At 72.6% G+C, this 23,621-nt stretch carries 26 protein-coding genes; 12 read left to right on the plus strand and 14 right to left on the minus strand.

Going from position 1 to position 23,621, the window contains the following annotated elements; all coding sequences use genetic code 11:
* Positions 1-18 precede the first annotated feature (18 nt).
* Positions 19-480, plus strand: coding sequence for a GNAT family N-acetyltransferase (locus tag ABD332_RS15645; RefSeq protein WP_344502617.1), 462 nt, complete (start codon positions 19-21; stop codon positions 478-480).
* Positions 481-743: 263 nt separating this feature from the next.
* On the opposite strand, the gene ABD332_RS15650 is transcribed toward ABD332_RS15645, so the two are convergent.
* The gene (locus ABD332_RS15650; RefSeq protein WP_344502618.1) at positions 744-1,994 is read right to left on the minus strand and encodes an SGNH/GDSL hydrolase family protein; all 1,251 of its coding nucleotides are present in this window, start codon (positions 1,992-1,994) and stop codon (positions 744-746) included.
* A gap of 95 nt (positions 1,995-2,089) precedes the next feature.
* The gene (locus ABD332_RS15655) at positions 2,090-2,551 is read right to left on the minus strand and encodes a DUF1203 domain-containing protein (RefSeq protein WP_344502619.1); all 462 of its coding nucleotides are present in this window, start codon (positions 2,549-2,551) and stop codon (positions 2,090-2,092) included.
* A gap of 97 nt (positions 2,552-2,648) precedes the next feature.
* Here ABD332_RS15655 and ABD332_RS15660 point away from each other — a divergent pair, with 97 nt between their 5' ends.
* Positions 2,649-3,089 carry a maleylpyruvate isomerase N-terminal domain-containing protein gene (locus ABD332_RS15660; protein WP_344502620.1) on the plus strand — a complete coding sequence of 147 codons (441 nt, stop codon included), beginning with the start codon at positions 2,649-2,651 and terminating at the stop codon, positions 3,087-3,089.
* A gap of 75 nt (positions 3,090-3,164) precedes the next feature.
* On the opposite strand, the gene ABD332_RS15665 is transcribed toward ABD332_RS15660, so the two are convergent.
* The 4 genes from ABD332_RS15665 to ABD332_RS15680 all read right to left on the minus strand — a co-directional run bounded on the left by ABD332_RS15665 (position 3,165) and on the right by ABD332_RS15680 (position 5,830).
* Positions 3,165-3,629, minus strand: a complete 465-nt coding sequence (locus ABD332_RS15665) for an SRPBCC family protein (RefSeq protein ID WP_344502621.1) — start codon at positions 3,627-3,629, stop codon at positions 3,165-3,167.
* A gap of 73 nt (positions 3,630-3,702) precedes the next feature.
* Positions 3,703-4,464: an SDR family NAD(P)-dependent oxidoreductase gene (locus ABD332_RS15670; RefSeq protein WP_344502622.1), complete on the minus strand. Its 762-nt coding sequence runs from the start codon at positions 4,462-4,464 to the stop codon at positions 3,703-3,705.
* A 31-nt stretch (positions 4,465-4,495) separates the two neighbouring features.
* Positions 4,496-5,326 (minus strand): helix-turn-helix domain-containing protein, encoded by an 831-nt coding sequence (locus ABD332_RS15675; protein WP_344502805.1) that lies wholly within the window; start codon positions 5,324-5,326, stop codon positions 4,496-4,498.
* Between the two features lie 261 nt (positions 5,327-5,587).
* Entirely contained in the window at positions 5,588-5,830 is a 243-nt protein-coding gene (locus ABD332_RS15680; RefSeq protein ID WP_344502623.1) for a DUF397 domain-containing protein, read from the minus strand.
* 203 nt (positions 5,831-6,033) lie between these two features.
* On the opposite strand from ABD332_RS15680, the gene ABD332_RS15685 reads away from it, so the two are divergent.
* Together ABD332_RS15685 and ABD332_RS15690 are read left to right on the plus strand one after the other, a co-directional pair.
* The gene (locus tag ABD332_RS15685) at positions 6,034-6,702 is read left to right on the plus strand and encodes a GGDEF domain-containing protein (RefSeq protein WP_344502624.1); all 669 of its coding nucleotides are present in this window, start codon (positions 6,034-6,036) and stop codon (positions 6,700-6,702) included.
* 15 nt (positions 6,703-6,717) lie between these two features.
* Complete coding sequence (locus tag ABD332_RS15690; RefSeq protein ID WP_344502625.1) at positions 6,718-6,921, plus strand: hypothetical protein; 204 nt, start codon at positions 6,718-6,720, stop codon at positions 6,919-6,921.
* Positions 6,922-7,209: 288 nt separating this feature from the next.
* Here the strand turns inward: ABD332_RS15690 and ABD332_RS15695 are convergent, their stop codons facing one another.
* Complete coding sequence (locus ABD332_RS15695) at positions 7,210-7,965, minus strand: endonuclease/exonuclease/phosphatase family protein (protein ID WP_344502626.1); 756 nt, start codon at positions 7,963-7,965, stop codon at positions 7,210-7,212.
* Positions 7,966-7,982: 17 nt separating this feature from the next.
* Here ABD332_RS15695 and ABD332_RS15700 point away from each other — a divergent pair, with 17 nt between their 5' ends.
* The 3 genes from ABD332_RS15700 to ABD332_RS15710 all read left to right on the plus strand — a co-directional run bounded on the left by ABD332_RS15700 (position 7,983) and on the right by ABD332_RS15710 (position 11,206).
* Entirely contained in the window at positions 7,983-9,236 is a 1,254-nt protein-coding gene (locus ABD332_RS15700) for an ArgE/DapE family deacylase (protein ID WP_344502627.1), read from the plus strand.
* Positions 9,237-9,365: 129 nt separating this feature from the next.
* The gene (locus ABD332_RS15705; RefSeq protein ID WP_344502629.1) at positions 9,366-10,817 is read left to right on the plus strand and encodes a cellulose binding domain-containing protein; all 1,452 of its coding nucleotides are present in this window, start codon (positions 9,366-9,368) and stop codon (positions 10,815-10,817) included.
* A gap of 47 nt (positions 10,818-10,864) precedes the next feature.
* Positions 10,865-11,206 carry a PadR family transcriptional regulator gene (locus ABD332_RS15710; protein ID WP_344502630.1) on the plus strand — a complete coding sequence of 114 codons (342 nt, stop codon included), beginning with the start codon at positions 10,865-10,867 and terminating at the stop codon, positions 11,204-11,206.
* Between the two features lie 92 nt (positions 11,207-11,298).
* Here ABD332_RS15710 and ABD332_RS15715 read toward each other — a convergent pair whose 3' ends face one another.
* Positions 11,299-11,739, minus strand: coding sequence for a MarR family winged helix-turn-helix transcriptional regulator (locus tag ABD332_RS15715; protein WP_344502631.1), 441 nt, complete (start codon positions 11,737-11,739; stop codon positions 11,299-11,301).
* A 92-nt stretch (positions 11,740-11,831) separates the two neighbouring features.
* Here ABD332_RS15715 and ABD332_RS15720 point away from each other — a divergent pair, with 92 nt between their 5' ends.
* A complete protein-coding gene (locus ABD332_RS15720) occupies positions 11,832-12,203 on the plus strand; it encodes a cupin domain-containing protein (RefSeq protein WP_344502632.1) in 372 nt (123 codons plus the stop codon).
* Here the strand turns inward: ABD332_RS15720 and ABD332_RS15725 are convergent.
* Positions 12,155-12,964 (minus strand): helix-turn-helix transcriptional regulator, encoded by an 810-nt coding sequence (locus ABD332_RS15725; RefSeq protein WP_344502633.1) that lies wholly within the window; start codon positions 12,962-12,964, stop codon positions 12,155-12,157. The genes ABD332_RS15720 and ABD332_RS15725 overlap by 49 nt on opposite strands.
* 48 nt (positions 12,965-13,012) lie before the next feature.
* On the opposite strand from ABD332_RS15725, the gene ABD332_RS15730 reads away from it, so the two are divergent.
* Both ABD332_RS15730 and ABD332_RS15735 read left to right on the plus strand, forming a co-directional pair.
* Positions 13,013-13,441 (plus strand): DUF2000 family protein, encoded by a 429-nt coding sequence (locus ABD332_RS15730; protein ID WP_344502634.1) that lies wholly within the window; start codon positions 13,013-13,015, stop codon positions 13,439-13,441.
* A 92-nt stretch (positions 13,442-13,533) separates the two neighbouring features.
* Positions 13,534-14,973, plus strand: coding sequence for a condensation domain-containing protein (locus ABD332_RS15735; protein ID WP_344502635.1), 1,440 nt, complete (start codon positions 13,534-13,536; stop codon positions 14,971-14,973).
* On the opposite strand, the gene ABD332_RS15740 is transcribed toward ABD332_RS15735, so the two are convergent.
* From ABD332_RS15740 to ABD332_RS15755, 4 genes are all read right to left on the minus strand, one after another.
* Entirely contained in the window at positions 14,945-15,703 is a 759-nt protein-coding gene (locus ABD332_RS15740; protein ID WP_344502636.1) for a hypothetical protein, read from the minus strand. The two genes, ABD332_RS15735 and ABD332_RS15740, sit on opposite strands and share 29 nt — an antisense overlap.
* Entirely contained in the window at positions 15,691-15,894 is a 204-nt protein-coding gene (locus ABD332_RS15745) for a sigma-70 family RNA polymerase sigma factor (protein ID WP_425552206.1), read from the minus strand. The genes ABD332_RS15740 and ABD332_RS15745 overlap by 13 nt, the downstream gene beginning before the upstream one ends.
* A gap of 132 nt (positions 15,895-16,026) precedes the next feature.
* Positions 16,027-16,446: a hypothetical protein gene (locus tag ABD332_RS15750; RefSeq protein WP_344502637.1), complete on the minus strand. Its 420-nt coding sequence runs from the start codon at positions 16,444-16,446 to the stop codon at positions 16,027-16,029.
* Positions 16,447-16,549: 103 nt separating this feature from the next.
* Positions 16,550-17,269 (minus strand): histidine phosphatase family protein, encoded by a 720-nt coding sequence (locus tag ABD332_RS15755; protein ID WP_344502638.1) that lies wholly within the window; start codon positions 17,267-17,269, stop codon positions 16,550-16,552.
* 82 nt (positions 17,270-17,351) lie between these two features.
* Between ABD332_RS15755 and ABD332_RS15760 the strand changes: the two genes are divergently transcribed.
* Positions 17,352-18,335 carry an NPCBM/NEW2 domain-containing protein gene (locus ABD332_RS15760; RefSeq protein WP_344502639.1) on the plus strand — a complete coding sequence of 328 codons (984 nt, stop codon included), beginning with the start codon at positions 17,352-17,354 and terminating at the stop codon, positions 18,333-18,335.
* A gap of 436 nt (positions 18,336-18,771) precedes the next feature.
* Entirely contained in the window at positions 18,772-19,566 is a 795-nt protein-coding gene (locus tag ABD332_RS15765; RefSeq protein WP_344502640.1) for an alpha/beta fold hydrolase, read from the plus strand.
* 1,650 nt (positions 19,567-21,216) lie between these two features.
* Here the strand turns inward: ABD332_RS15765 and ABD332_RS15770 are convergent.
* A complete protein-coding gene (locus tag ABD332_RS15770; RefSeq protein ID WP_344502641.1) occupies positions 21,217-23,169 on the minus strand; it encodes a galactose-binding domain-containing protein in 1,953 nt (650 codons plus the stop codon).
* Between the last annotated feature and the right edge of the window lie 452 nt (positions 23,170-23,621).

The following is a 23,621-nucleotide window of genomic DNA, read 5'->3' on the forward strand; positions in this document are numbered from 1 at the left end:
ACTGTTACGGTACCACCCATGACCGACTGGATCATCGAGGAGCGGGCCTGGGACGACCTGGACGGGGCCGCCCTGCGCGCCGCGCAGCGGGCCGAGCTCGACGCCCGCTACGGCAGCGACGACCACGAGCCGGGCGGCCCGCCGTCCGGCGATGACATCGACCTGTTCCTGGTCGCGACGGCCGGCGGCGGCCCGGTCGGCTGCGGGGCGCTGCGGCACCTCGACGCGACCTCCGCCGAGGTCAAGCGGATGTACGTGGTCCCGGACGCCCGCGGCACCGGCGTCGCGACCGCGATCCTGCGCGGACTGGAGGACGCCGCCCTGGCCCGCGGCTGGACGACGCTGCGCCTGGAGACCGGCACGGAGCAGCCCGACGCCCAGCGCTTCTACCGGCGCGAGGGCTACCACGAGATCCCGCTCTTCGGCGTCTACGCGGGCTCCGCCCTGTCCGTCTGCTACGAGCGCGCCCTGCGCCGGTAGCGCGCCCGCCATGGCACACCGCATCGGCGCCGTCGTCAGCATCAACGCCTCGATCACGGTCGTCGCCGACGGCTGGCGGGGCTGAGACAGGGTTCGTCGTGACCGGCGTGCCGGCGCGGCTCAGGCTGTGGATCGAGGAGCCGGTGGAGGCGGCGTGGGGCCGCGCCGCCCGCGCGCTCCTGGTCCGCGAGCCCTGAGCCCGGACCACCAGCACCAGCCCGGGCGCCCCTTGCCGTTCGGGGTAGCAAGGGGCGCCCGGTGGGTCAGGCCGTGACGATCGTGCCGTCGGGCTTACGGGTGCAGGTGACGGTGCGGGCGGTGGCCGTGGCGGCGCCGGTGAGGCACTTGCCGAGGACGGCGTGGCCGGCGGCGCTGGGGTGCCACGACTCCTGGCAGGTCTGGAAGTACGTGACGCAGGTGTTCGCGATCCGCTGGATGGCGATCTTGTCCTTGCCGGCGAGGCTGGTCACGAACACGCCCGAGGCGCCGTCCTGCAGGCGGATCGGGGTGGCCAGGGCGTTGCCGGGGCTGCCGGACCGCTCGCAGAGCCGCGCGCCGTCGAAGGCGTGCTGCACGTCGAGGTAGACCAGGTCGTCGCCGGGGAACTCGGCGGCGAGGGTGTCCCGGGTCGTGCGCACGATCGTGCCGAGGCCCTGCGAGAAGCCGTGCCCGGGCGCGAGGCTGGCCCGGTGGATCGGGCAGCCGGCGGCGTACCGCTCGGCGCCGAGGTCGCGGAACTTGTCCCGGTCGTCCTGCCGGCCGTCCTCCTCCCAGTAGGTCTGGTCGAGGTCCAGCGGCAGCGGGTTCGTGTAGTCCTGGAACACCACCCGGTGCTGCCCGTCGGCGTCGATCTGGTCGAGGGTGGCGATGATCTGCCGGGCGGCCGCGATCGTCTCGGCGGTCGCCGCCTGGACCTGCGCCGCGGTCGCCAGGTCGGCGGCCGTGCACGGCTCCTGCTCGACCGGGCCGTTCAGGTATGCCCAGAACTCCCACCAGCCGGTCCACGCGTCGGCGATGAACCGGTTCGCGCACTTCTCGGCCACGTCGCCGAACGTGAACGAGCTGTTGTTGGAGCCGAGCCCGATCAGCACCAGGTCGATGTCGTGGGTCTGCGCGACGGCCCGGAGCTGGTCGAGCTGCGCGGCGACGGAGCGGCCCTTGTCGCGGGCGCCGGACGGGTTGGCGATGTCGTGCGGGCGCCCGCCGGAGCACGCCAGGTTGAAGCGGGCTTGGATGCCGGGCAGCGCCGCCTGGTTGAGCGACGCGTTGGCGGACCGGTGGCAGAAGAAGGCGTTGGTGTTGGGCGCCGACCAGCCGGGGAACGGCTGCGCGACGCCGTTGACGTCGACGACCGGCTGGTAGCTGCCGGCGCCCTCCCCGCTGATGAAGCTGTCGCCGAGGGCGACGGCGGCGGTCGGCAGGGCGGCCGCGGCGGGCAGCGCCGGCACGACCGCCGCGCCGGCGGAGACCAGCACGCCCGCCACGACGAGCGCGGTACGACGGAACACGGACACGGCGGTTTCCTCGATCCCATCGAATGTGAAAAATCCTCTGGGTCGGGATCAGATCACGACGTGCGCACGCCCGTCAATGTTTCAGGGCGATTTCCCTACAAAACAGATCGGGTAACCGTGAACATGAAGCAGCCGTAGGCGACGTTGCGGGAGTCCACCCGTACCACCGCCGCATCCGACAACACGTCGGCGATGACGCCCTCCGGGTCCTCGCCGTCGTGGACCCGGGTCGCGGGATGGATCCATCCGCGCGCGTCATAGGCCCGCAGCACCTGCGACCGGCCGCGCCAGCCCTCCGGGTATCCGGTCCCGGCGGGCCCGTCGCACCGCCGCGTGTGGGCGAAGACGGCGCCGATCTCCCGGTACGGGCTCGCCGGCAGCACCGGTTCGAACCCGAACAGCATCAGCCGCTCCCCCGCCACCGCGTCACGCAGGCAGCACCGCAGCGGCTCGCCCCCGCTCGCGTCCTGCTCCACGACAGGGTTGCCGGAGACGTCGATTCCCTTGCCCCGCACCGATTCCAGGATCGCGGGGTCGATCGCGTGCACTGTGAACATGCCCCGATCCTGTCCCACGCAAGGGGTTCGAGGCTGGCGGGAATCGGCCGTCGCGCTCGCCGTGCGGACCCGCACCGGCGCCCTTACCGTTGCAGGAGTGGAACGCGTACCCCTGGACGAGAACGCCGCCACGCGGCAACGCCTGACCGCCCTCATCGACTCCCTCGGCGACGACGACCTCGCCCGGCCGGTGACCCCCAGCTGGAGCGTCGCCACCGTGCTCGCCCAGCTCGCGTTCTGGGACCGGTGGGCGCAGACCCTGGTGCGGCGCTGGCGCTCCGGCGAACTGCCGCCGCCGAGCGTGCCGCCGTGGTACGACGACGCGCTCAACCACACCCTCCTGCCGACGTGGCAGGCGCTCCCCGGCCGCGAGGCGGCACAGATCGCCCGCGCCGCCGCCGAGGCCGCCGACCGCGAGATCGAGAAGGCCGAGACCCCGGTCGTCGCCGGCATCCTCGCCTCCGGCCAGGCCAACCTCCTGGACCGCGCGACCCCCCGCAACGACGCCCTGGACCGGATCGAGCGCGCGCTGCGCTGAGCGGCACGGGAAGGGGCGCCGCGAGAAGCGGCGCCCCCTTTGAAACCTGCGACTGAAACCTGCGACGAGATCGGGCTACAGACCCGCGCGCGGGTCGTCGCCCCGCCGCTGGCCGGTCTCGGCGCCGTGCTCCTCGACGTACTTCTTGAAGCGCTTCGCGTCGGCCTTCACCTGCAGGTCGTCGACGCCGACGGCGGCGCCGGCCTTCTCCACGACACCCTCGGGCTGCCAGTCGAGCTGGACGGTCACGCGGGTGTCCCGGTCGCCGAGGCGGTGGAAGGTGACGACGCCGGCGTGCTTGGTGTCGCCGCCGACGCTCCTCCAGGCGATCCGCTCGTCGGGGTGCTGCTCCGTGATCTCGGCGTCGAACTCGCGCCGGACGCCGCCGACCTTCGTCACCCAGTGGGTGCGGCGGTCGTCGACCTGCCTGATCGACTCGACGCCGCTCATGAACTGCGGGAAGGACTCGAACTGCGTCCACTGGTTGTATGCGGTGCGCACGGGCACGTGGACGTCGATGGTCTCGGTCACGCCACTCATTCGTTCCTCCGAAGAACTCGTGATTGTCGCGTTCGTCCATCTCGTGCCCGCCCTTGAGCAGAGCAAACGGGATTCAGGCCTGTTGTTGCGTGGGTCTCACCAGCAGCTCGTTGACCGCGACGTGCCGGGGCCGGGTGATGATGTAGGTGATCGTGTCGGCGATGTCCTCGGCCTCGAGGCGCTGCATGTCGGCGAAGCGCTGGTTGAGGCCCTCCAGGATCTCGGGGCGGTTGTGGCCGGCGAGCTCGGTGGCGACGGCCCCCGGCTCGACCAGTGACACGCGGACGTAGCGGCCGGTGACCTCCTGGCGGAGTGCCTCGCTGAAGGCGCCGACGGCATGCTTGGTGGCGTTGTAGACGCCGCTGCCGTTCCGGGCGACCCGGCCCGCGACGGAGCTGACGTTGACCATGTCGGCGACCCGGCGCGGACCGTCGGCCGCCGCGGCGAGCAGGTGCGGGAGCGCGGCGTGGGCGCAGTACATGAGCCCCATGACGTTGACGGAGACCATGCGCTGCCACTCCTCGACGGGCGCGTCGACCACGGGCCCGAGCAGCATCACACCGGCGTTGTTCACGAGGGTGTCCAGGCGACCGAGCTCGCTCACCGTCTGGTGTACCGCGGCGACGGCGGCCGACTGCTCGGTGACGTCCGCCTCGACGACCAGGGCGGTGCCACCGTCGGCGCGGATGCGCTCCGCGAGCGTGGCGAGCCGGTCGGCCCGGCGGGCGGCGAGCGCGACGGCCGCGCCGCGGGAGGCCAGCGAGAGGGCGGCCGCCTCACCGATCCCGCTGGAGGCGCCGGTGACCAGTGCGACGGTTCCTGACAAAGATCCCATACAAGGGAAATTACCCCCTGCTACGCCTCTGCTATGCCTCGAGATCGCGCCGGATCTCCTCGAGGACCTTCTGCGTCTCCGTCGGCGGGCGGGCCTCGACGCACAGCCGCTCCATCGCCTCGGCGTACAGGTCGACGTCGTCGCGCTTGTCGAGGTAGAGGGCGCTGGTGAGCTGCTCGATGTAGACGACGTCGGGCAGGTCCTGGTCCGGGAAGCGCAGGATGGTGAACGCGCCGCCGGCCGCGGCGTGGCCGCCCGCGTTGAACGGGATGACCTGCAGCCGCACGTTGGGCAGCGTGTTGGCCTCCAGCAGCGCGTCGACCTGGCCGCGCATGACGTGGGTGCCGCCGATCGGGCGGCGCAGCGCGGCCTCGTCGACGACGACCCACAGCTTGGGCGCGTCGGCGCGGGTGAGGACCTGCTGGCGGGCCATCCGCAGCTCGACCCGGCGGTCGATCTCGTCGGCCTTGGCGCGGCCGTGGCCGAGCAGGACGACGGCCCGCGCGTACTCCTTGGTCTGCAGCAGGCCCGGCACGAACTGGACCTCGTACGTGCGGATGAGGGCCGCGGCGGCCTCGAGCCCGAGGTAGGACTGGAACCAGTTGGGCAGCACGTCGCCGAAGCGGTGCCACCAGCCGGGGTTGTTGGCGTCGCGGGCGAGGGCGAGCAGCCGGGTGCGCTCCTCGTCGTCGTCGAGCCCGTACAGGGTGAGCAGGTCGGCGACGTCGCGCTCCTTGAAGCCGACGCGGCCGAGCTCCATCCGGCTGATCTTCGACTCCGACGAGCGGATCTCCCAGCCGGCGTCCTCACGGGTCACGCCCTGCGCCTCACGGAGCCGGCGCAGATGGGCGCCCAGCAGCATCCGGAGGACCGTGGGGCCTCCGGCCGCGCCGCCTTCCGGTGTTCCGGTCGTCACCTACTGCCTCCGAGTCCTGGACACTGCCCTGTCACCCACTGTCCCCGCGGCGATCCATTCCTGAGCGGTCCGTCCTGGCGAACCGTCCCATGGTGGAGCCGTCCCGTGGGCGAGCCGGAGTAAGCATGCCATGACCCGACAGTAAGCGGGAGTGGGCTCGCATCGATCGGCGGTATCTCCAGCGAGCCCGCCCCGACCGTCACATCCTCAGCCGTCCAGCAGGTTGTCGAAGTCGCCGTCGCGGGCGCCGGCGATGAAGGCGGCGATCTCGTCGTAGGTGTAGATGAGCGCGGGCCCCTGCGGGTCGCGCGAGTTGCGCATCGCGAAGCCGGTCCCGCCGGGCAGCGGGGCCAGCTCGACGCAGTTGCCACTGGGGTTGCTACGGCGGCTCTTCTGCCAGGTGACGCCCGGCAGCTCGCCGGCCGGCATCCCGTTGTACGTCTGTTCCATGGGCATCTCTCTGCAACATGTAGTTGAAAGTTTGCCGAGAATCGGCGTCTGCACGTGCATCGGCTCTTGCGTATGCAGCCGATAACGCGCATGCTAGCGCATGTGCGAATGTGCGGGGACGCTCACAATTTGTGACCAGAACCGGACGTTCGTGCCCAAATGATCGGGTGGCTTCCCCAGCTACGATCTTGGAGGACGCGCGCATGGACCCTCTCGCCTTCCTGGCCGGTGCGGCCGTGGCGGCCGGAGCGTGCGCGGCGTGGGTGTCCCAGCGCCGGGTGACCCGCCTGCGGCGCCAGCTGACCGCGGAGCGCCACGCCGCCTGCCATGACCCGCTGACCGGCCTGCCCAACCGCCGGGCCTTCTACTCACGGGGCGCCGAGCTCGTCGGCGACCCGCACGCGCACCCCCTGGTCGCGGTGGTGCTCGACGTCGACGGGTTCAAGCAGATCAACGACGTCTATGGGCACTCCGCCGGCGACGAGGTCCTGGTCACCATCGGGCACCGCTTCGCCTCGTGCGCGGGCGAGGGCCCGAGACGGGGCATCGTGGCCCGGCTCGGCGGCGACGAGTTCGCCGGCCTCATCCCCGAACGCGACGGGGAGCCCGACGAGCAGGCCGCCCGGCTCGCCGACATGCTCGCCGCCCCGATGCGGCTCGGCGGTCAGGTCGTCTCGGTCAGCACGTCGGTCGGGCTGGTCCCGGTCGAGCCCAGCGCGCACCTCGCCGATGCCGTGCACCGGGCCGACGCCGCCATGTACCGCGCCAAACGCCACACCCAGCGCCGCCGGACCCCCCTGGTGACGCACCAGCACGTCCTGCACACCTCGCTCCGTCGTGAGCTGCCCACCCACCCCACATCGGCGACCTGACAAGGACCCCCCGCGATGGACCTCAAAGAGCTCGTCCGCCAGCGCCGCCGCCACCAGCCCCGTCCGAAGAGCTGGCTGGCCGCCAAACTCCACCGTGCGGAGCAGTGCCGCGACTGCCACCAGCCGTGGCCGTGCGACCAGTACGTCGCCGCCCGCAACTCGGTCCTCGTCTACGCCCTGCGACGCCTCGAGCTCGCCCGGCCCGGGAGTCTGGGGTGACAATCGCGCACATCCCGGCCCGGCCGACCTGGCTGTGCACGGGATGTCGCGAGCCGTGGCCGTGCCAGGCCAAGCGCGACCAGCTCGTTGCGGAGCACGGCGACAGCCCCGCCGCGCTGCGCACGATGATGGCGCTGCGGGTCGCCGACGCCGCCGAGGACCTGCGCCAGCTGGGCGCCGACCAGCTGTGGACGCGGTTTCTGGGCTGGCTGCCCGCACCCGGCCAGGGGCCAGTGATCCACTGGGTCGCGAACCCGCCGCTCGGCGGGCACCGCAGACCGGCGCCGGTCAAGGAGCAGATCGACCCGCGGGGTCCGTCGCGCACGTCGCCAGCACCGGAAAATGGTCCGACGCGGACGCAGTCCCGCCGCCGGTCACCACACGGCACGTCCTGAAGTCCCCGGCGACCGCCGGCGACGCCAGGATGTAGTCCAGCCGCGCCCGCGTGAACTCCTCGCCGCCGAGCGCCGTCGGCACCGTCCAGCCCGGCCCCTCGCCGACCGCCTGGAACACGTCGACCAGGCCGCGGCGGGCCAGCAGCGCCATCGCCCGGGTGTCCACCCCGCCCCGCCCGAACCAGGTGCGGTGCCGCCGCCGGACGTCGCCCGGCGGGCCGGACGACGGGGACAGCGAGTTGAAGTCGCCCATCAGGACGACCCGCTCCCGCCGCCCGGCGAAGGCCGCGAGCAGCCGGGCCTCGTACAGGCGGATCCTGCCCCAATAGGGGAACAGGTGCGTGCTGACCACGGTCAGCGGACCCGCCGCCGTGTCGATCTCCACCCACGCCGCCCCGTGATGGAAGCTTCCCGGCACCGCGCCGCGGCGCAGGATCCGCAGGCGCGGCGCGACCAGCAGCCCGACCGGCTGCCCGGTCCGCGGCGGCGCCACGTGCAGGCTCATCCCGGTGCGCTCCGCCAGGGGCGGGTCGCCGCGCAGCTCCTGCACCGCGGCGACGTCGGGCGCCGCAGCATCGACGACCTCGCACACGGCGTCCAGCCGCCCGCCGCTCGCGCCGGTCAGGATGTTGTACGACAGCAGCGTCAACGACATACATTGCCCGGATGGACGTCCACAACGCTCTCCTCAGCTCCCGCGACGAGACCATCCGCACGCTCGTCGACCTGGTCCGCGTACCCAGTGTGGGTGGCACCCAAGCGGAGGGGGAGATCGTGCGTCACGTCGCCGGCCTGCTCGCGGCGGAAGGCGTCGAGACCGACCTGTGGCAGATCCCCGTCGCCGAGCTCGCCGGCCGTCCCGACTTCCCCGGCATGGAGGTCGAGCGGTCCGAGGCGTGGGGGCTCGTCGCCCGGCTGCCCGGCACCGGCGGCGGCCGCACGCTCATGTTCAACGGGCACCTCGACGTGGTCCCGCCCGGTGACCTGTCGACCTGGTCCGACGACCCGTTCTCCGGGCGGGTCGCCGACGGTCACGTGTACGGCCGCGGCGCCTGCGACATGAAAGGCGGCTTCGCCGCGGCACTGGCCGCCCTGCTCGCCCTGCACCGCAGCGGCACCCGGCTGCCCGGCGACGTCCTGCTCGCGGCGGTCGTCGGCGAGGAGGACGGGGGTCTGGGCACCTACGCGACCCTCGACCGCGGCTGGCGCGCCGACGCGTGCGTCATCACCGAGCCGACCGCGCTGGACGTCCTGGCCGCCAACGGCGGCGCGCTCACCTTCCGGCTGCGGGTGCCGGGCCTCGCCGCGCACGCCTGCGCCCGCACCAGCGGCGTGAGCGCGGTCGAGAAGTTCCAGCTCATCTTCCCCGTGCTGCGGGCCCTGGAGGCGTCCCGGAACCGGTCGGTCGACCCGATGATGCGGCGGTGGGACATCGCGTACCCCCTGGAGATCGGCACCGTGCGGGCCGGCGACTGGGCGTCGACGGTGCCGGACCTGCTGGTCGCCGAGGGCCGCTTCGGGGTCGCGCTCGACGAGCCGGTCGACGAGGCGCGCGCCGCGTTCGAGCGGACCGTCGCGGAGGCGTGCGCCGCCGACCCGTGGCTGAAGGAGCACCCGGTGACGGTCGAGTGGTGGGGCGGGCAGTTCGCGTCCGGCCGCTGCCCCTCCGGCACCGACCTGGTCCGGCGGGTCCTCGACGCGCACACCTCCACCCACGCCGGCTCCCCGTTCGCCGCCGAGCCGGCGGTCGTGGGCGCGCCGTACGGCTCCGACCTGCGCCTGCTGACGAACATCGGGGGCATCCCGGCCGTGCAGTACGGGCCGGGCGTCGGCTACGGGCACTGCCCCGACGAGAAGGTGTCGATCGAGCAGGTCCACGCGTGCTCGGCCACCCTCGTCAACCTCGCCCTGGCGTTCTGACCGTTCGCGCTCATCACGCTACATTTCGTGTTGATAGCGCTCCCGTACTGGCGAGGCATTGACCAAGAGTTGTAAAGACTGTTAACTAATCAGCCAGACGGACGCTGCGATGCGGAACGAGGCTGGTCAATGCGGATCTCTCGCACGGTGCTGCCGGCTCTCACCGCCGCCGGCGCCGCGGTCCTGCTGCTCGCACCCCTGACCGCGGCCGCCGCGGCGGCGTCGCTGACGGCGACGTTCGCGCAGACGTCGGTGTGGGGCAGCGGGTACGGCGCCGAGTTCGCCGTCACCAACCGTGGCGACGCGGCGGCGAGCGGCTGGGTGGTCGAGTTCGACCTGCCGGCCGGGTCGGCGGTCAGCAGCTCGTGGGACTCGACCCGCACCAGCACCGGGCAGCACCACCGCTTCGCGAACGCCTCGTGGAACGGTGCCGTGGCCGCCGGCGCGACGGTCCGGTTCGGGTTCAACGTCAGCGGCACCGGTGTGCCCGTCAACTGCACCGTCAACGGCCTGCCGTGTGCGGGCGGTCCGGCGCCTTCCTCGCCTCCGTCCACTCCGCCTTCTTCCCCGCCTTCTTCTCCACCCTCATCCCCGCCGTCATCCCCGCCTCCCTCCGGGTCCATTGTGGACGTCTCCACGGCCGCGCAGCTCGAGGCGGCCCTGGCAGCCGCGCGGCCCGGCCAGACGATCCGGCTCGCGCCCGGGGTGTACGACGGTTCGTTCATCGGCACGACGCCCGGCACCGCGGCCGCGCCGATCACCGTCACCGGCCCGCGGACCGCCGTCCTGACCAACCCGGCGAGCGCCGGCAGCGGCCCGTCGTGCCCCGTGCCGACGCCCGGCTGGGACCCCGGCTACGGCTTCTGGCTCGCCGGCGCGCCGTACTGGCGGCTGAGCGGGTTCACCGTCGCGAACGCGAAGAAGGGCGTCGTCGTCGACGACTCGCCGCACGTCACGCTCGACGGCCTGTACGTGCACCACATCGGCGACGAGGGCGTCCACTTCAGACGGTCCTCTTCGGACGGAGTGCTCCGCGGCTCGACGATCGAGTACACCGGCACGGCGCAGCCCGCGTACGGCGAGGGCGTCTACCTCGGCTCCGCGAACTCGAACTGGGCCTGCCACGGCAACACCGGCGGCGTGGACCGCTCCGACCGGGTGCAGGTGCTCGACAACCACATCGGCCCGTACGTGGCCGCGGAGCACATCGACGTCAAGGAAGGCACCCTCGGCGGGGTGATCCGGGGCAACACGTTCGACGGCCGGGGCATCGCGGGGCAGAACTCCGCCGACTCGTGGGTCGACGTGAAGGGCACCGGCTACCTGATCCAGGGCAACACCGGCACGTTCGCGCCGCCCGGCACGTTCGCCAACGGGTACGAGACCCACAACCCGGTCGCCGGCTCCGGCTGTGGCAACGTGTGGCGGGACAACAGGTCCGACCTCGGCGGCGCCGGCCGCTACGCGGTCAACGTGACGTCGACCTCGAAGTGCGCCGGAAACCTCAACGTGGTCTACTCCTCCAACAGCGTCACCAACGCCACCGGAGGATTGACGAACATCTCCGTCACGAGCGGATGACCGATCGGTCGATGTCATATATCGATGAGCTGAATATAGTGATGGGCATGACTGGCGTACCGTTACGTGAACCGACATTCCTCGTGCTGACCGCGCTCGCGGCCGAGCCGCAGCACGGCTACAGCGTCCTGGAGGACGTGCGGCGCATCTCCGACGACCGCGTCCGCCTCCAGGCCGGCACACTCTACGGCATCCTCGACCGGCTCCGGGTGGACGGCCTCATCGAGGTCGACCGGGAGGAGGTCGTCGCGTCCCGGCTGCGCCGCTACTACCGGCTCACCGTCCCGGGCCGAGACCTGCTCAGCGCCGAGACCGACCGGCTGCACCGCAACGCCGCCGCCGCCGACCGGCGCCTCCGCCAGCTCCGCCTGGCCACCGACGCCGCCTGACCTCTTCCCCGCTCCCCTCGCCCTGCGGTGATCGGATCGCGGATCCGGTCGCCATGACGACCAGATCCGCTACCTGATCAAGGACGGGCCACTCAGGTGGCACTGATCCGCAGGAGCGACTCGCGGAGGCGGGCCAGCTCGTCCGCGCCCAGCAGGGCCGCGAAGTCACCGTCGACCGCCGCCATCGCCGCCGGCGCGTCGGCGAGGAACGCCGTGCCACGGTCGGTCAGCGCCACGATCACCGCCCGCTGGTCGTTTGGGTCCGGACGGCTCGACACATAGCCGCTCGCCTCGAGCTCCTTCACCAGGCGGCCCGCCATCTGCCGGGTCATGCCAGCCTTCGCCGCCAGGTCCGTGATCCTGATGCCGGCCGGGTCCAGGTTCGTGATCACCGGCACGTGCCCGAGGCGGATCTCGCCGTGCCCGCCCGCCTGCAGCTTGGCCAGGGACGCCGCCTGGGCCCGCCGGTGCGCGTGCAGCAGCAGCCGGCCGAGCGGCAGCGCGCGCAGTTCGTCGGGCGTGAGATCAGACATACGAAACCCCGTTTACAAAGTACGAAACCTGGTTTAGCTTTTGGGGGCAGCCTTCAAGGAGACCTTGCAGGCGACCTTCAAGGGGGACAACTATGAGTATCGTCCGTGCGGCCGACGCGCCGCGATTCGAGCTCGACGGATCCAGGTTCACGGTGTTCTCGGGGCCCAGCAACGGGTCCCACCAGGTGTGCGCGTGGCGGCTGACCGTCGCCGCGGGCCACGAGTCGATGCCGCACAGCATCGACCGCGACGAGGTGTTCATGGTGCTGTCGGGGCAGCTGCGGGTCACGCCCGGCGGTGAGGTGCTCGGCGCCGGCGACTCGGTCGTCGTGCCGGCCGGCTCGCCGATCGCCGCCCACAACCCGGGCAGCGAGCCCGCCGAGGTGTACGTCTCGGTCGCCGCGGGGTTCACCGCCTACCGCGCCGACGGCAGCGTCTTCGGCACCCCACCGTGGGCCGCGTAGCGGGCCGGGGTGACCCCGACGTGCCGGACGAAGTGCCGGTGCAGGTGTGACTGGTCGTGAAACCCGACCTCCGCGGCCACGTCCGCGGGGCGGCGGCCGCTGAGCAGCAGCCGGCGGGCCTGCTCGACCCGGCGGCCCACCAGGTACCGGTGCGGCGGCAGGCCGAAGGTCGCGGTGAACGACCGGACCAGGTGCCCCGGGTGGCACCCCAGCAGCGCGGCCGCCTCGACGAGGGTGATCCCCTCGCGGGTCCGCGCGTCGAGCAGCTCCCGCAGCCCGCCCGCGACTCCCCGTGCGGGCGGGCCCGGCGTGGCGTGCCGGTCGAAATGTCCTTGCAGGCGGTCGCGGATCAGAGTCAGCCGGCTCTCCGCCTCCAGCTCCTCACCCGGCGCGTCCAGGGCCAGGTGGAGCTGGTGGATGCGCTGCCGCAGCAGCGGGTCGTCGACGCCCGGGCGGTCCACGGCGGCGCCGGCGAGGCCCGCGTCGAGGACGGTCGTGTCCAGGTACAGCACCCGCTTGCGGAACCCGTCGCCGGTCGCGGCCCGCCCGTCGTGCGGCACGTCCGGCGGCAGCAGCGTCACCGACGCGCCGGCCGCGCCGCGGTGGTGGCGGTCCAGGTCGAAGCGGATCGCGCCCTCGTCGACGATGAGCAGCGTCCACGCGTCGTGCACGTGCGGCGGGTACGCGTGGTCCACGAAGTGCGCGTGGAACACCTCGGCGATCCCGGGCACGCTGGGCCGCCACGCGGTGACGAGCTCCATGTGCACAACGTACAAGACCACCCCGGCCGGCCCGGGCACGCTGACCGCATGACGTCTCCCACGAAGATCGCCGTGCTGCTGCGGGACGACCTGGCGGTCTGGCAGCGCCTCAACGTCACCGCGTTCGTCGTCAGCGGCATCGCCGGCACCGCGCCGCAGCTGCTCGGCGAGGACTACGCCGACGCCGACGGCAACCGGTACCTGCCGATGTTCGGCCAGCCCGTCATGGTCTTCGAGGGCGACGCGACCACCCTCGCCGTGGCGCACCGCAGGGCCCTGCAGCACGCGGCGCACGCGGAACGGTCGGTCGCGTGTGCAACGTTCACGGAGGAGCTGTTCAAGACCGGCAACGACGAGGACAACCGGGCCGCCGTCCGGGCCGTGCACCAGGCAGATCTCCGGCTCGCCGGGATCGCCGTCCACGGGCCGCGCAACGCCGTCGACAGGATACTGAAAGGTGCGCGCCTGCATCGTTAGGCTCCGCCGCCATGAACCACGCGCCTGTTGAAGCCCACGTCCCGGCCGTCGCTCGTGCCGTGGCCGATCACGTCCCGGCCGCCGCTTGTGCCGTGGCCGATCACGTCCCGGTGGTCTTCGAAGGGCCGGGTGCCGGGAGCGGGCCGCTGTCCTGGGGGCAGATCGAGAGCTGGAACGCGGTCACGAGCCTCGGCCACTGGATGCCGATCGGCGGGGCGCTGCCGGTGCGGCCCGGCACGACCGTCGAGGACCTCGCCGGCGAGCTGCGGCACCACCTGAGCCGGCACCCGTCACTGCGGACGCTGCTGCGGATCCCGCCCGGCGGCGGCACCCCGACGCAGGAGGTCCACGCCTCCGGTTCGGCGGCGCTGCAGGTGTACGAGACGCACGGCGCCGACCCGTCCGCCCTGGCCGATCTCGTCGCCGCACGGTTCCGGGACGCGCCGCTCGACTTCACGGCCGAGTACCCGATCCGCATGGCGGCGGTGCTGCACGGCGGCGTGCCGAGTCACGTCGTCGCGCTCATCTCGCACTTCGCGGCCGACGGCGCCGGCGCGCAGGCGATGCTCCGCGACGTCGCCGCGCGGCCCGCCGCGCCGGTCGAGGGCCGGCAGCCCCTCGACCAGGCGCAGTGGCAGCTGTCCCCGGCCGGCCGCCGCCAGAACGAGGCCGCGCAGCGGCACTTCGAGTCCATCCTGCGGACGATGCCGCCGGCGCGCTTCCGCAAGCCTGTTGCGGCGCAGCGGCCGCGGTACTGGCGCGGCGTCCTCGACTCGGCGGCGCTGCCGCTGGCGTTGCGGGCGCTGACCGCGCGGACCGGCGCGGACCCGTCGGCGGTGCTGCTCGCTGTGTTCGCCCTCGCCGTGCACGCGACGTGCGGCGTCGACCCGGTCGTCGTCCGCCCTCTGGTCAGCAACCGCTTCCGCCCCGGCCTCGCCGACGTGGTCTGCACCGCCGTGCAGGCCGGGCTCTGCCAGGTGCCGGTCGCCGCCGGCTCCGCTGCCGCCACCGACGCTGCTTCGGCCGCCGGCTCCGCTGCCGCCACCGACGCTGCTTCGGCTGCCGGCTCCGCTGCGGCTGCCGGCTCCGTTGCCGGTTCCGCTGCCGGCGGCGGGGGTTTCGAGGAGGTGCTGGCGCATGCGAAGCGGGCGACGATGAGTGCCTACAAGCACGCGTACTTCGACCAGCGGGACCTGTTCGCGCTCGTCGACCGGGTCGGCGCCGAGCGGGGCGAGCGGCTGGAGATCGGCTGCTTCCTCAACGACCGCCGCGACCCGTCGCCCGGCGCGGGCGGCCCGGCCCCGACGGCGGCGGAGATCGCGGCGGTGCTGCCGGGGACGGTGTTCGACTGGACGGTCCGCCGGGACGCGCCGGGCTTCGAGCCGATGATCCTCGACGTCGAGGACACCCCGGGCGGCCTGCGCTGCACCGCGCACACCGACACGGCGCACATCTCCCCCGCCGACACCGAGGCGCTGCTGCAGCACCTGGAGCGGATCGCGGTCACAGCGTCAGGTGCTCGGCACGGCTGAGGCCGACCAGCTGCGTCATGTCCAGCGGCAGCTCGGGCCGGGTCGTGGTGACGGCGCCGTCCGCGCCCGTCTCGAAGTTCGCGGCGGAGACCCGGACGTGCACGCCGTCCCGCCGGTACGCGTCGACGGTGCGCCGCACGGCTCCGCCGCCGAGGTCGGCCGTGACCCGGACGACGACCGTGCCGTCCGCCTCCACGCTCTGCTCGCAGGTGCTGCCGGCGGCGCACCCGGTCCCGGCGGGCTCGGCCTCCTTCGACACCTCGGCGTCGACGCGGGACACTCCGGCGGCGTCGGCGGCGACGACCGCCGCCACGAACCGGCCGCCGTCCGCGTGGAACGCCATCCCCCGCTCGCAGCTGATCGCGTCCTGCAGCGTCGCGCCCGGCAGCGCCCGGCCGAGCGGCTCGGCGAGCGCCGGCGTCAGCATGCCCTCGGTCACGGCCTGGAGCCGCCGGGCCGCGTCCTCCGCCTCGGTGCTCGCCGGCGGCCGGGTGGCCGCGCCGGTGGGCTCGCACGTCGCCGGCGGCTGCGCGGCGGCGCCGCCGTCGCGGTCCCGGTCCACGACCAGCGGCACGGCCGCCGCCGCGACGACCACCACCGCCGCGACGGCGACGAGCAACCGGGTCCTGGTCCGGTGGCGGCGCGCCCGGCGCACGACGGCGTCGAGGTCGACGCGCGACGGCGGGTGCGGCGGGTCGAGGCGGCGCAGTTCGTCGGTCAGCTGGTCCATGGTGACTCCTCCTGGACGGACATGCGCTCCCGCAGCGTGTCGAGGGCCCGCGCCGCCTGGCTCTTCACGGTGCCGGTGCTGCACCCGAGCTCCCGCGCGGTCTCCTCGACGGAGAGGTCGCAGCAGTACCGCAGCACGACCACGGCACGGCGGCGGGGCGGGAGCTCGTCGAGCAGCGCCAGCAGCGACACCCCGTCACGTACGCGCGATTGCCCTCGACATCCGTTGCCACAACCACCTGACACCGACGGCGGCGTCCAGGGTTGCTCAGGATCCGCTACAGCTCCTGCGCGCGGTCCGCTACAGCTCCTGCGCGCGGTCCGTTACTGCTCCTGCGCGCGGAGCAGGTCGGCGAACTCCGGGTACGACGAGTCCGACTTGGGGAGGATGCCGGCGGCGACCATCGCGGGACCGAGTTCCCGGCGCACGTCTTGGTCGTCGCACTCCAGGCCGAACTGGATGACCTCGGCGACGACCTCGGTCGTGCCGGCGCGGAAGATGGTGCCGCTGTCCACCTGGTACAGCCACGCGTCGAACCTGGGCTCGTCGCCGTCGACCACCCGCCACAGCCAGCAGAACCCGCGGAAGCCGGACTCGTCCTGGTCGTCGTCGGACAGCCGGGCCTCCGCGTCGAGGTCCTCGCCGTCGTACAGCCGGCCGGCCGCACGCAGCTGCTCACGCTCGACCGGGCTCAGCTCACCGGCGTCGGTGATCTCCCGCTCGTCCACGAATCGGCTCACCACGCCGCACAGCCAAGCGCACGCGACTTCCCGCGTCAACCGTCCGCGCTCGACCGTCCGCGCTCGACCGTCCGCGCTCGACCGTCCGGATGAGGTGGTGCGCGGCTCAGCCGTCGGCGTTCTCCCGCCGTGTCTCCGGGGTGCCGTCGCGGTCCAGGTGCTCTACGGCGTTGAACCGTTCGGGCCGAAGCCGCTCGCCGTCGGAGCGCCAGCTGCTGATCGAGCAGTTGCCGAGCGTGCTGTCCCGGGCGAGCCGCATCAGGGTCGCCTCGTCGAGCCCTTCGACGAGGTACCGCACGAGCATGACGATCGCCTCGTGGCCGAACAGGACGACCCGGCCGCCCGGGTGCGCGGTCCGCACGTCGCCGAGCAGCGACCGCAGCCGCAGCAGCACGTCGGCCCAGGACTCGCCGCCCGGCGGGCGGTAGTAGAACTTGCCGAGCCGGCGGCGCCTGGCGGCCTCCACCGGCAGCCGCGCCTCGACGCCGCGGGCGGTGAGCAGGTCGAGGACGCCGAGCTCGCGGTCGCGGAGCCGCTCGTCGAGCACGGCCGGGACGTCCATCCCGGCCAGCGCCAGCTCGGCGGTCTGCCTCGTCCGCAGGTACGGCGAGACGACCGCCACCTGGGGACGCTCGTGCACGGACAGGCCGGCGAGCCACCGCCCGACGGCCTGCGCCTGCTCGCGGCCGAGCTCGGACAGTGGGACGTCGGCGTCACGTTCCGGGATGGCGATCTCCTCGAGTCCACTCGCCTCGGCCTGCTCCGCAAGCACGTTGCCGGTCGACTGGCCGTGCCGGACGACACCGAGCCACTGAAGATCCACCATGTCGCCCCTTTGCCCGCCTGGATTCCTTTCACACAAGGACTCTGACAAGATCGGAGCTTCGATCCATGGGGGTTGCGCAACGATGCTCGCGAATGCGGTGTTCACGGTCGGTGTGGTCCTGGTCGTGGCGGGTGTCGTCGGCTGGATCGTCGCGGGGATCCTCAACCGGGGCGGTTCCCGGGGCGCCGTCCCGCAGCCGGGCGAGATCTGGTGGGCCACCGTCCCGTACCGCGACGGCGAGGGCGAGAAGCGCCGTCCCGCGCTCGTGCTGGCGGGCGACGGCCGGTCGTACACCATCCTGAAGATCACCAGTCAGGACAAGAGCCACCGGCATGACCACATCGAGATCCCCACCCGCACGTGGGACCGGCGAGCCACGTACAACAGCTTCCTGGACCTCTCCGCGCCGTTCCAGCTCAACCGTCTGGACTTCGCCAACCGGGCCGGCGTCGTCGACCCGGCGACGTGGCAGCGGGTCGCGCAGCAGCACCGGGTCGGGATGCCACTGCCGGCCGGTCGGAGCACGCCCTCGCCGGCCATCCGGCTGCTGAGCACCCTCGCGTTCGTGGCCGGCCTGTTCGCCATCTGCGCCGGCACGGTCGCGCCGTGGGTGAACGGGTTCCGCGACGAGATGGCGACGGCGGCGAGGGGCGACATGCCGCTGCACGACACCGGCCGGACCGCATCCGACCAGGGATCCTCGGGCCGCGCCTACGACAGCACCCTCAACGGCGTCCACTTCGCCGATTCGACCGGTTTCTGGGTCGGCTGCGAGGGCAAGCCGTCGGCGGTGACGTTCGCGCTGGACGGCAAGTTCAAGCGCTTCACCGGTACCGCCGGACTCGACGCCATCACACCGAAGGACGTCGTCGTCAAGCTGGTCGTCGAAGTCGACGGCAAGGACGCGGCGACGGTGTCCGTGAGCCGGACGGCCTCCGCACCGCTCGACATCGACGTCACCGCCGCCCGCACACTGACCCTGTCCGCGCTGCGCACGAAGGGCACCTGCGGCAACGCCACCCGCCCGTACGGCGCCGTCGGCGACGCGCTGCTGCACCAGTCCTGACCTCTGGCACCCGTCCTCGGCTGCGCTGCGGCGTCGGCGAGTGCTGCGGGGTCGGCAACTGCGGGGTCGGCGAGTACTGCGGGGTCTGTGACGGGTCCCGCGTCTGCGGCGCGACGATCGTCGCCGGCGTGAGCGGTGCCGGCGTGCCCGGCGGGGGTAACGGCTCGAAGGTCGGCTTCTCCCCACCGTGCTCGCCGCCTTCGACGACCGGCGGCTGCCCGTTCTGCCGGCCGGTGACGGGCGACTGCGACGTCGCCTGCGGCTGCGTCGCCGGCCGCGTCGGCTCCGCACCGCCGGCCCCCTGCGTCACAGCCAGCGCCACGACCGCCCCGACCAGCACGGCGAGCACCACCAGCGAGCCGGCCACGTGTCTGGGTCCGAGCGCCTTCTCGTCGTCCACGCCGAAATTGTCGTACCTCTCGGGCACGATGCTGGCATGCACCTCGTCACGCACGGCGCCGGCACCCCGGTGCTCGCCCTGCACGGCTGGACCGTCGACCACCGCATCATGTCCGGCTGTCTGGAGCCCCTCTTCACCCGCCGCCCCGGCTACCGGCGCCTCTACCCCGACCTGCCCGGCATGGGCCGCACCCCCGCCGGCACCGCCACCACCACCGACGACATCCTCGCCGCCGTCCTGACCCTCATCGGCACCGTCCTGGGCGGCACGCCGTTCCTCCTCGTCGGCGAGTCCTTCGGCGGCTACCTGGCCCGCGCCGTCGCCCGCGCCCTGCCCGACCAGGTCCTCGGCCTGGCCCTCATCTGCCCCGTCGGCCAGACCCTGGACCGCGACCTTCGGGTCCGCCCGCCGCACCAGGTGCTGCGCTCCACCCCAGGCCTCCTCGACGACCTCGACCCCGCCACCCGGGCCGCCTACACCGACGGGGCTGTCGTCCAGACCCCGCAGACGCTGCGCCGCTTCCACGACGAGATCGCGCCCGCCATCCAGCTCACCGACCACGCGGCGATCGCCCGCTTCGAGCAGCGCTGGCACCTGACCGACGGACCGGAGGGCCCGGCACCGTTCGGACGCCCGACACTGATCCTGTGCGGCCGCCAGGACTCGTCCGTCGGCTACGCCGACCAGTACGCACTGCTCCCCCACTACCCGCGCGCCACGTTCGCCGTCCTCGACGTCGCCGGCCACAACCTCCAGATCGACCAGCCCACCCTGTTCGAAGCCCTGATGGACGAGTGGCTCGACCGCTGCACCACCGAGCCGCCCATGTGACCACACTCCACACTCCGCTGACCGACCCGTCGAATCAACGCACCCCTGCCACACCCCACCCCGTAATCCACCGATGCACGCCCGAGCTCTTCGGCCGGAGACAGTGTTGCGTGCGCTGCTCCTGCGACGCCCGGCGGGCGGTACGCGACCACGTGCTGCGACAGGCCAGCGGCGCCAGAATGCCCAGCCGTGCCACCCTGCCCCGACGGATGGCGCTAGCGATGCTGCCAGCGGGACCACCTCCAGCAGCGGCATGCGGCAAACGACCTCAGAACGACTGACCGACACCAACGACCCACGGCCGCAGCGCAACCAGCAGGCACCACCTCCAGCGGCGGCAACCGCCCCAGGACAACCGACCGTCACCAACCACCCACGTCCACAGCGCGCCCAGCAGGGCACCGCGTCCAGCAACGGCAGGCGGCAAGCGACCCCAGGACAACCGACCGGCGCCAACAGACCCCCATCCGCAGTGCGGACCAGTGGGCACCACCTCCAGCAGCGGTATGCGGCAAGCGACCTCAGAACGGCCGACCGACACCAACAGACCCACGCCCGCAGCGCGCCCAGCAGGGCACCGCGTCCAGCAACGGCAGGTGGCAAGCGACCCCAGGACGACCGACCGACACCAACCACCCACGTCCACAGCGCGACCAGCAGGCACCACCTCGAGCAGCGGCTGACTGCTGACGGCGGACGCCACAGGAGGGCCAGCGGCGACAACGACCTACGTCCGCAGTGCGACAGCAGGCGCTACCTCGAACAGCGGCTGGTGTGGCGGCTGACTGCTGACGGCGGGCAGCCTCAGGAGAACGGCGGCGCCGATGGTCCACATTGGCGGCGCGACCGGCGGGCATTGCCACCGGTAGCGGCTGATGGCGGCCGCGGGCGGGGCCCAGGAGGACCAGCGGCACCAGCAGGCACGTCGGCGGCGCAGCCAACGGGTGCTGCCCCGGTAGCGGCTGGCGGGTCAGGATGACCAGCTGTGCCAGCGGGCGCCAGTAGATGGTGTCGGCGGTGCGGTCAGCGGTCGCTGCCTCCAGCAGCGGCAGGCGGCAAGCGACCCCCGAGAACCGGCGGCGTCGACAACCCACGTCAGCAGCGCTGCCACCTGGTGCCGTCTCAGCAACGGTCGGCGAGCCGGCCCCAAGACGGCCGGCGGCGTCGACGATCCACGTCAGCAGCGAGGCTACCTGGTGCCGCTTCAGCAACGGCTGGCGGCAGTCGGCCCAAGCGAGCCGGCGGCGCCGACGATCCGTGTCGGCAGTGCGCGACGAGGCTGTCCAATGCCGTGGCCAGTTGGAGGCATGAGCTCAGCCCGGGCACACCGCCACCGTGGAGCATCACGGGCGCCGCGAGATTCTCATGATCCGGAAGACTTTGTGCTGCTATGACGACACAAACTCTTCCGGATCATGGGGAAGGGCGGAGGGCGGGCACCGGATGCGGCGCGTATGCGCCGCTTGGTCTGCCTCGCGCCATAGCGCGGGCAGTGCGTCGCGGAGCGGCGCATTGGGGCTGCGGGTGAGAATCCCCGCCGGGCCCCGCCGCGGCAGCGGTGGGGGGAGGTACAGCGGGCGGGTGGCGGCCGGACGCCTGGTCGCCACCCGCCCTGGGCCCTGACCGTCGGCGTCGGTCAGGGGGTCGGGGTCAGCCTGTGTAGACGCGGAACTCCGAGATCTGGCCGGCGGGCCAGCCGGTGTTGGCGGTGAAGTTCAGGCGCAGGTAGCGGACGCTGGTGGTGTTGGGCAGGGTGATGGTGACGGTGTTGCCGGTCGACTGGTTGAACGTGTAGGTGGCGGAGCCGACGATCGTCGTGCCGGTGGCGCCGTCGGTGACGGACAGCGTCTGGTTGCGGGTGCCCCAGTTCGACGGCAGCGTGAGCACGACGCGGCGGGCGGCGGTGGCGGCGCCGAGGTCGACCTGGAGCCACTGCGGCCAGGCGTTGTTGGCGCTCTCCCAGTAGGTGCCGGTGTTGCCGTCGACGGCGTTGCCGCTGCCGTACACCTGGGTGTGGCTGCTCTCCGACGTGGGGCGGCCCTGGGCCAGGTTGGTGTTCGTGTTCGGCGGCGGCGCGGTGGTGACGGTGACGGCGTTGGAGGCGCCGGACGTGTTGCCGGCCGCGTCGTAGGCGGCGACGGTGAAGGTGTACGAGGTCGACGCGGTCAGGCCGGTGGCGGTGAAGGCGAGCGTGCCGGTGGTGCCGATCGCGGTCGAGCCGGAGCCGTTGACGCGGGACACGCGGTAGCCGGCGACGCCGACGTTGTCGGTGGAGGCGTTCCAGGCGAGCGCGACGGTGGTGTCGGTGCTGCCGGTGACGCGCAGGTTGCCGGGGACGCTCGGCGCGGTCTGGTCCGGGCCGGTCGGGAACGGCACCGTGAAGCGCGTCGCGGTCAGGGCGACCTGGCCCTTCAGCATCCGGCCGCCGTCGTTGGTGAGGCGCAGGTAGTAGTCCGACGAGCAGGGGGTGCCGTCCTCGTCGAGGGCGCGCATCCCGGAGTTCGTCGGCTGCCACGCGGCGCTCTCGGCGGTCTTCGCGATCTGGTTGCCCTCGTTGAACTCGTCGAACATGGAGATGTAGACGCTCGGTACGCCGGCGCGGGTGTGGTTGTAGAACTGGCGCCACATCAGCTCGCCGTGGCGGCGGTGGCCGGCGGCGAGGTCGCCGGGGATGACGCACGGCTGGTAGTCGATGCCGCGGGCGTTGAGGTCGGCGAGGTCGGGAAGGACGCGGTTGGTGTAGAACCAGTCGGCGCCGTTGTTGTCGCTGATCCGGCCGACCATCCACGGCGAGATCATGTTGAACGCGTGGTACACGTCGATGAACCCGGCGCGGGAGTCGTCGGTGCCGAGGCGCCAGTGGGTCGGGACGCCGCCGATCACGTAGCAGCCCTGGCCCTTGAACCAGTTGATGACGTCGAGGCACTGCGCGGGCGTGAACGGGCGGCCGTCGTCGTTGAAGCCGAAGCCCCAGATGCACACGACGGGCTTGCCGTTCTGGCGGGCGTAGGCGGAGGAGGCGGTGTACGCCGACATCTTCGTCGTCCAGTCGGTCTTGATCTCCGACTGCATGGTCAGCCACCAGGTGACGTCGTACATGATGTAGAACTTGCGGCCGGTCGCCTCCGCGGCGGAGCGGACCTTCGCCGCCATCGCGTCACGGGTCGGTCCTTCGCCACCGAACGGGTTGAAGCGCTGCAACGCCGCGACGTCGCAGCCGTTCTGCTGCATCCAGCGGAAGTGGGTGTCCACGGTCTGCTGGTCGTAGGAGGAGAAGAGGTTGGCCGGCTGGCCGTTGCCCAGGTTGGCGAAGTTGCTGCGGTACCCGCGGGTGAAGTCGCGCATGTCGGGCCAGCAGGTGATCGAGCAGGCGCCGGGGGCGGGCGGCTGCGACCAGTTGGGGCTGTAGTGCCACCAGCCGTTGATCGGGGCGCCGTCGCCCGGGGCGGCGAACCAGCCCTGGTAGCCGACGGTGACCTTGCCGACGACGTCGCCGGGCGGGCTCGCGGCCTCGGCCGGTTGGGTGGCGGCCGCGATCGGCAGGGCGGTGGCGGCCGTCCCGGCGAGCGCGGTGGTGATGACGGAGCGGCGGGAAACTCCCATGTGGACTCCTCGGGTGTGCCCGTCGCGGCGTCCGGGGTCCCGCGGGGCACGGTCGACGGCGCCGGCCCGATGGCGGTCGGGCCCGCGAACGGCACCGCGGCCCGTGCCGCGAATGGTGCTGCGGCTGGTGCTCCGGGCTCGCGTTGCGGCTGGTGCTGACGACGGTGCGGCGGGACGGCTGACTGGCGACGGGGCGGGCGGGGGCTTGTATCGGCGGTGCAGCGGGCAGGCGGACCCGCGGACCGGCACTGAGCAGCCCACGCGGTGTCACGGCGCGGTTGGCGGTGCTGCCGATGTCGGCTTCTGGGCTGGAATCCTGCCAGCAACCCGCAGCTTCACGCAATACTTCGATGCGATCCCCGCAAGATTTCGACGACCATAGTGCGATCCAAGGGGGTCTCTTGACACGATCGTGAATGTGCAGCTCAGAGGCACATTGAGAAGGTTCTTCG

The organism is Dactylosporangium maewongense (assembly GCF_039531485.1).
Classification (GTDB): domain Bacteria; phylum Actinomycetota; class Actinomycetes; order Mycobacteriales; family Micromonosporaceae; genus Dactylosporangium; species Dactylosporangium maewongense.

Excerpts from the sequence above, each read along its gene's own strand:
- ABD332_RS15645 (WP_344502617.1), top strand. The coding sequence starts at position 19 with ATGACCGACTGGATCATCGAGGAGCGGGCCTGGGACGACCTGGACGGG.
- ABD332_RS15655 (WP_344502619.1), bottom strand. The coding sequence starts at position 2,551 with ATGTTCACAGTGCACGCGATCGACCCCGCGATCCTGGAATCGGTGCGG.
- ABD332_RS15665 (WP_344502621.1), bottom strand. The coding sequence starts at position 3,629 with ATGAGTGGCGTGACCGAGACCATCGACGTCCACGTGCCCGTGCGCACC.
- ABD332_RS15670 (WP_344502622.1), bottom strand. The coding sequence starts at position 4,464 with ATGGGATCTTTGTCAGGAACCGTCGCACTGGTCACCGGCGCCTCCAGC.
- ABD332_RS15675 (WP_344502805.1), bottom strand. The coding sequence starts at position 5,326 with ATGCTGCTGGGCGCCCATCTGCGCCGGCTCCGTGAGGCGCAGGGCGTG.
- ABD332_RS15680 (WP_344502623.1), bottom strand. The coding sequence starts at position 5,830 with ATGGAACAGACGTACAACGGGATGCCGGCCGGCGAGCTGCCGGGCGTC.
- ABD332_RS15685 (WP_344502624.1), top strand. The coding sequence starts at position 6,034 with ATGGACCCTCTCGCCTTCCTGGCCGGTGCGGCCGTGGCGGCCGGAGCG.
- ABD332_RS15690 (WP_344502625.1), top strand. The coding sequence starts at position 6,718 with ATGGACCTCAAAGAGCTCGTCCGCCAGCGCCGCCGCCACCAGCCCCGT.
- ABD332_RS15700 (WP_344502627.1), top strand. The coding sequence starts at position 7,983 with ATGGACGTCCACAACGCTCTCCTCAGCTCCCGCGACGAGACCATCCGC.
- ABD332_RS15705 (WP_344502629.1), top strand. The coding sequence starts at position 9,366 with ATGCGGATCTCTCGCACGGTGCTGCCGGCTCTCACCGCCGCCGGCGCC.
- ABD332_RS15710 (WP_344502630.1), top strand. The coding sequence starts at position 10,865 with ATGACTGGCGTACCGTTACGTGAACCGACATTCCTCGTGCTGACCGCG.
- ABD332_RS15715 (WP_344502631.1), bottom strand. The coding sequence starts at position 11,739 with ATGTCTGATCTCACGCCCGACGAACTGCGCGCGCTGCCGCTCGGCCGG.
- ABD332_RS15720 (WP_344502632.1), top strand. The coding sequence starts at position 11,832 with ATGAGTATCGTCCGTGCGGCCGACGCGCCGCGATTCGAGCTCGACGGA.
- ABD332_RS15725 (WP_344502633.1), bottom strand. The coding sequence starts at position 12,964 with ATGGAGCTCGTCACCGCGTGGCGGCCCAGCGTGCCCGGGATCGCCGAG.
- ABD332_RS15730 (WP_344502634.1), top strand. The coding sequence starts at position 13,013 with ATGACGTCTCCCACGAAGATCGCCGTGCTGCTGCGGGACGACCTGGCG.
- ABD332_RS15740 (WP_344502636.1), bottom strand. The coding sequence starts at position 15,703 with ATGGACCAGCTGACCGACGAACTGCGCCGCCTCGACCCGCCGCACCCG.
- ABD332_RS15755 (WP_344502638.1), bottom strand. The coding sequence starts at position 17,269 with ATGGTGGATCTTCAGTGGCTCGGTGTCGTCCGGCACGGCCAGTCGACC.
- ABD332_RS15760 (WP_344502639.1), top strand. The coding sequence starts at position 17,352 with ATGCTCGCGAATGCGGTGTTCACGGTCGGTGTGGTCCTGGTCGTGGCG.
- ABD332_RS15765 (WP_344502640.1), top strand. The coding sequence starts at position 18,772 with ATGCACCTCGTCACGCACGGCGCCGGCACCCCGGTGCTCGCCCTGCAC.
- ABD332_RS15770 (WP_344502641.1), bottom strand. The coding sequence starts at position 23,169 with ATGGGAGTTTCCCGCCGCTCCGTCATCACCACCGCGCTCGCCGGGACG.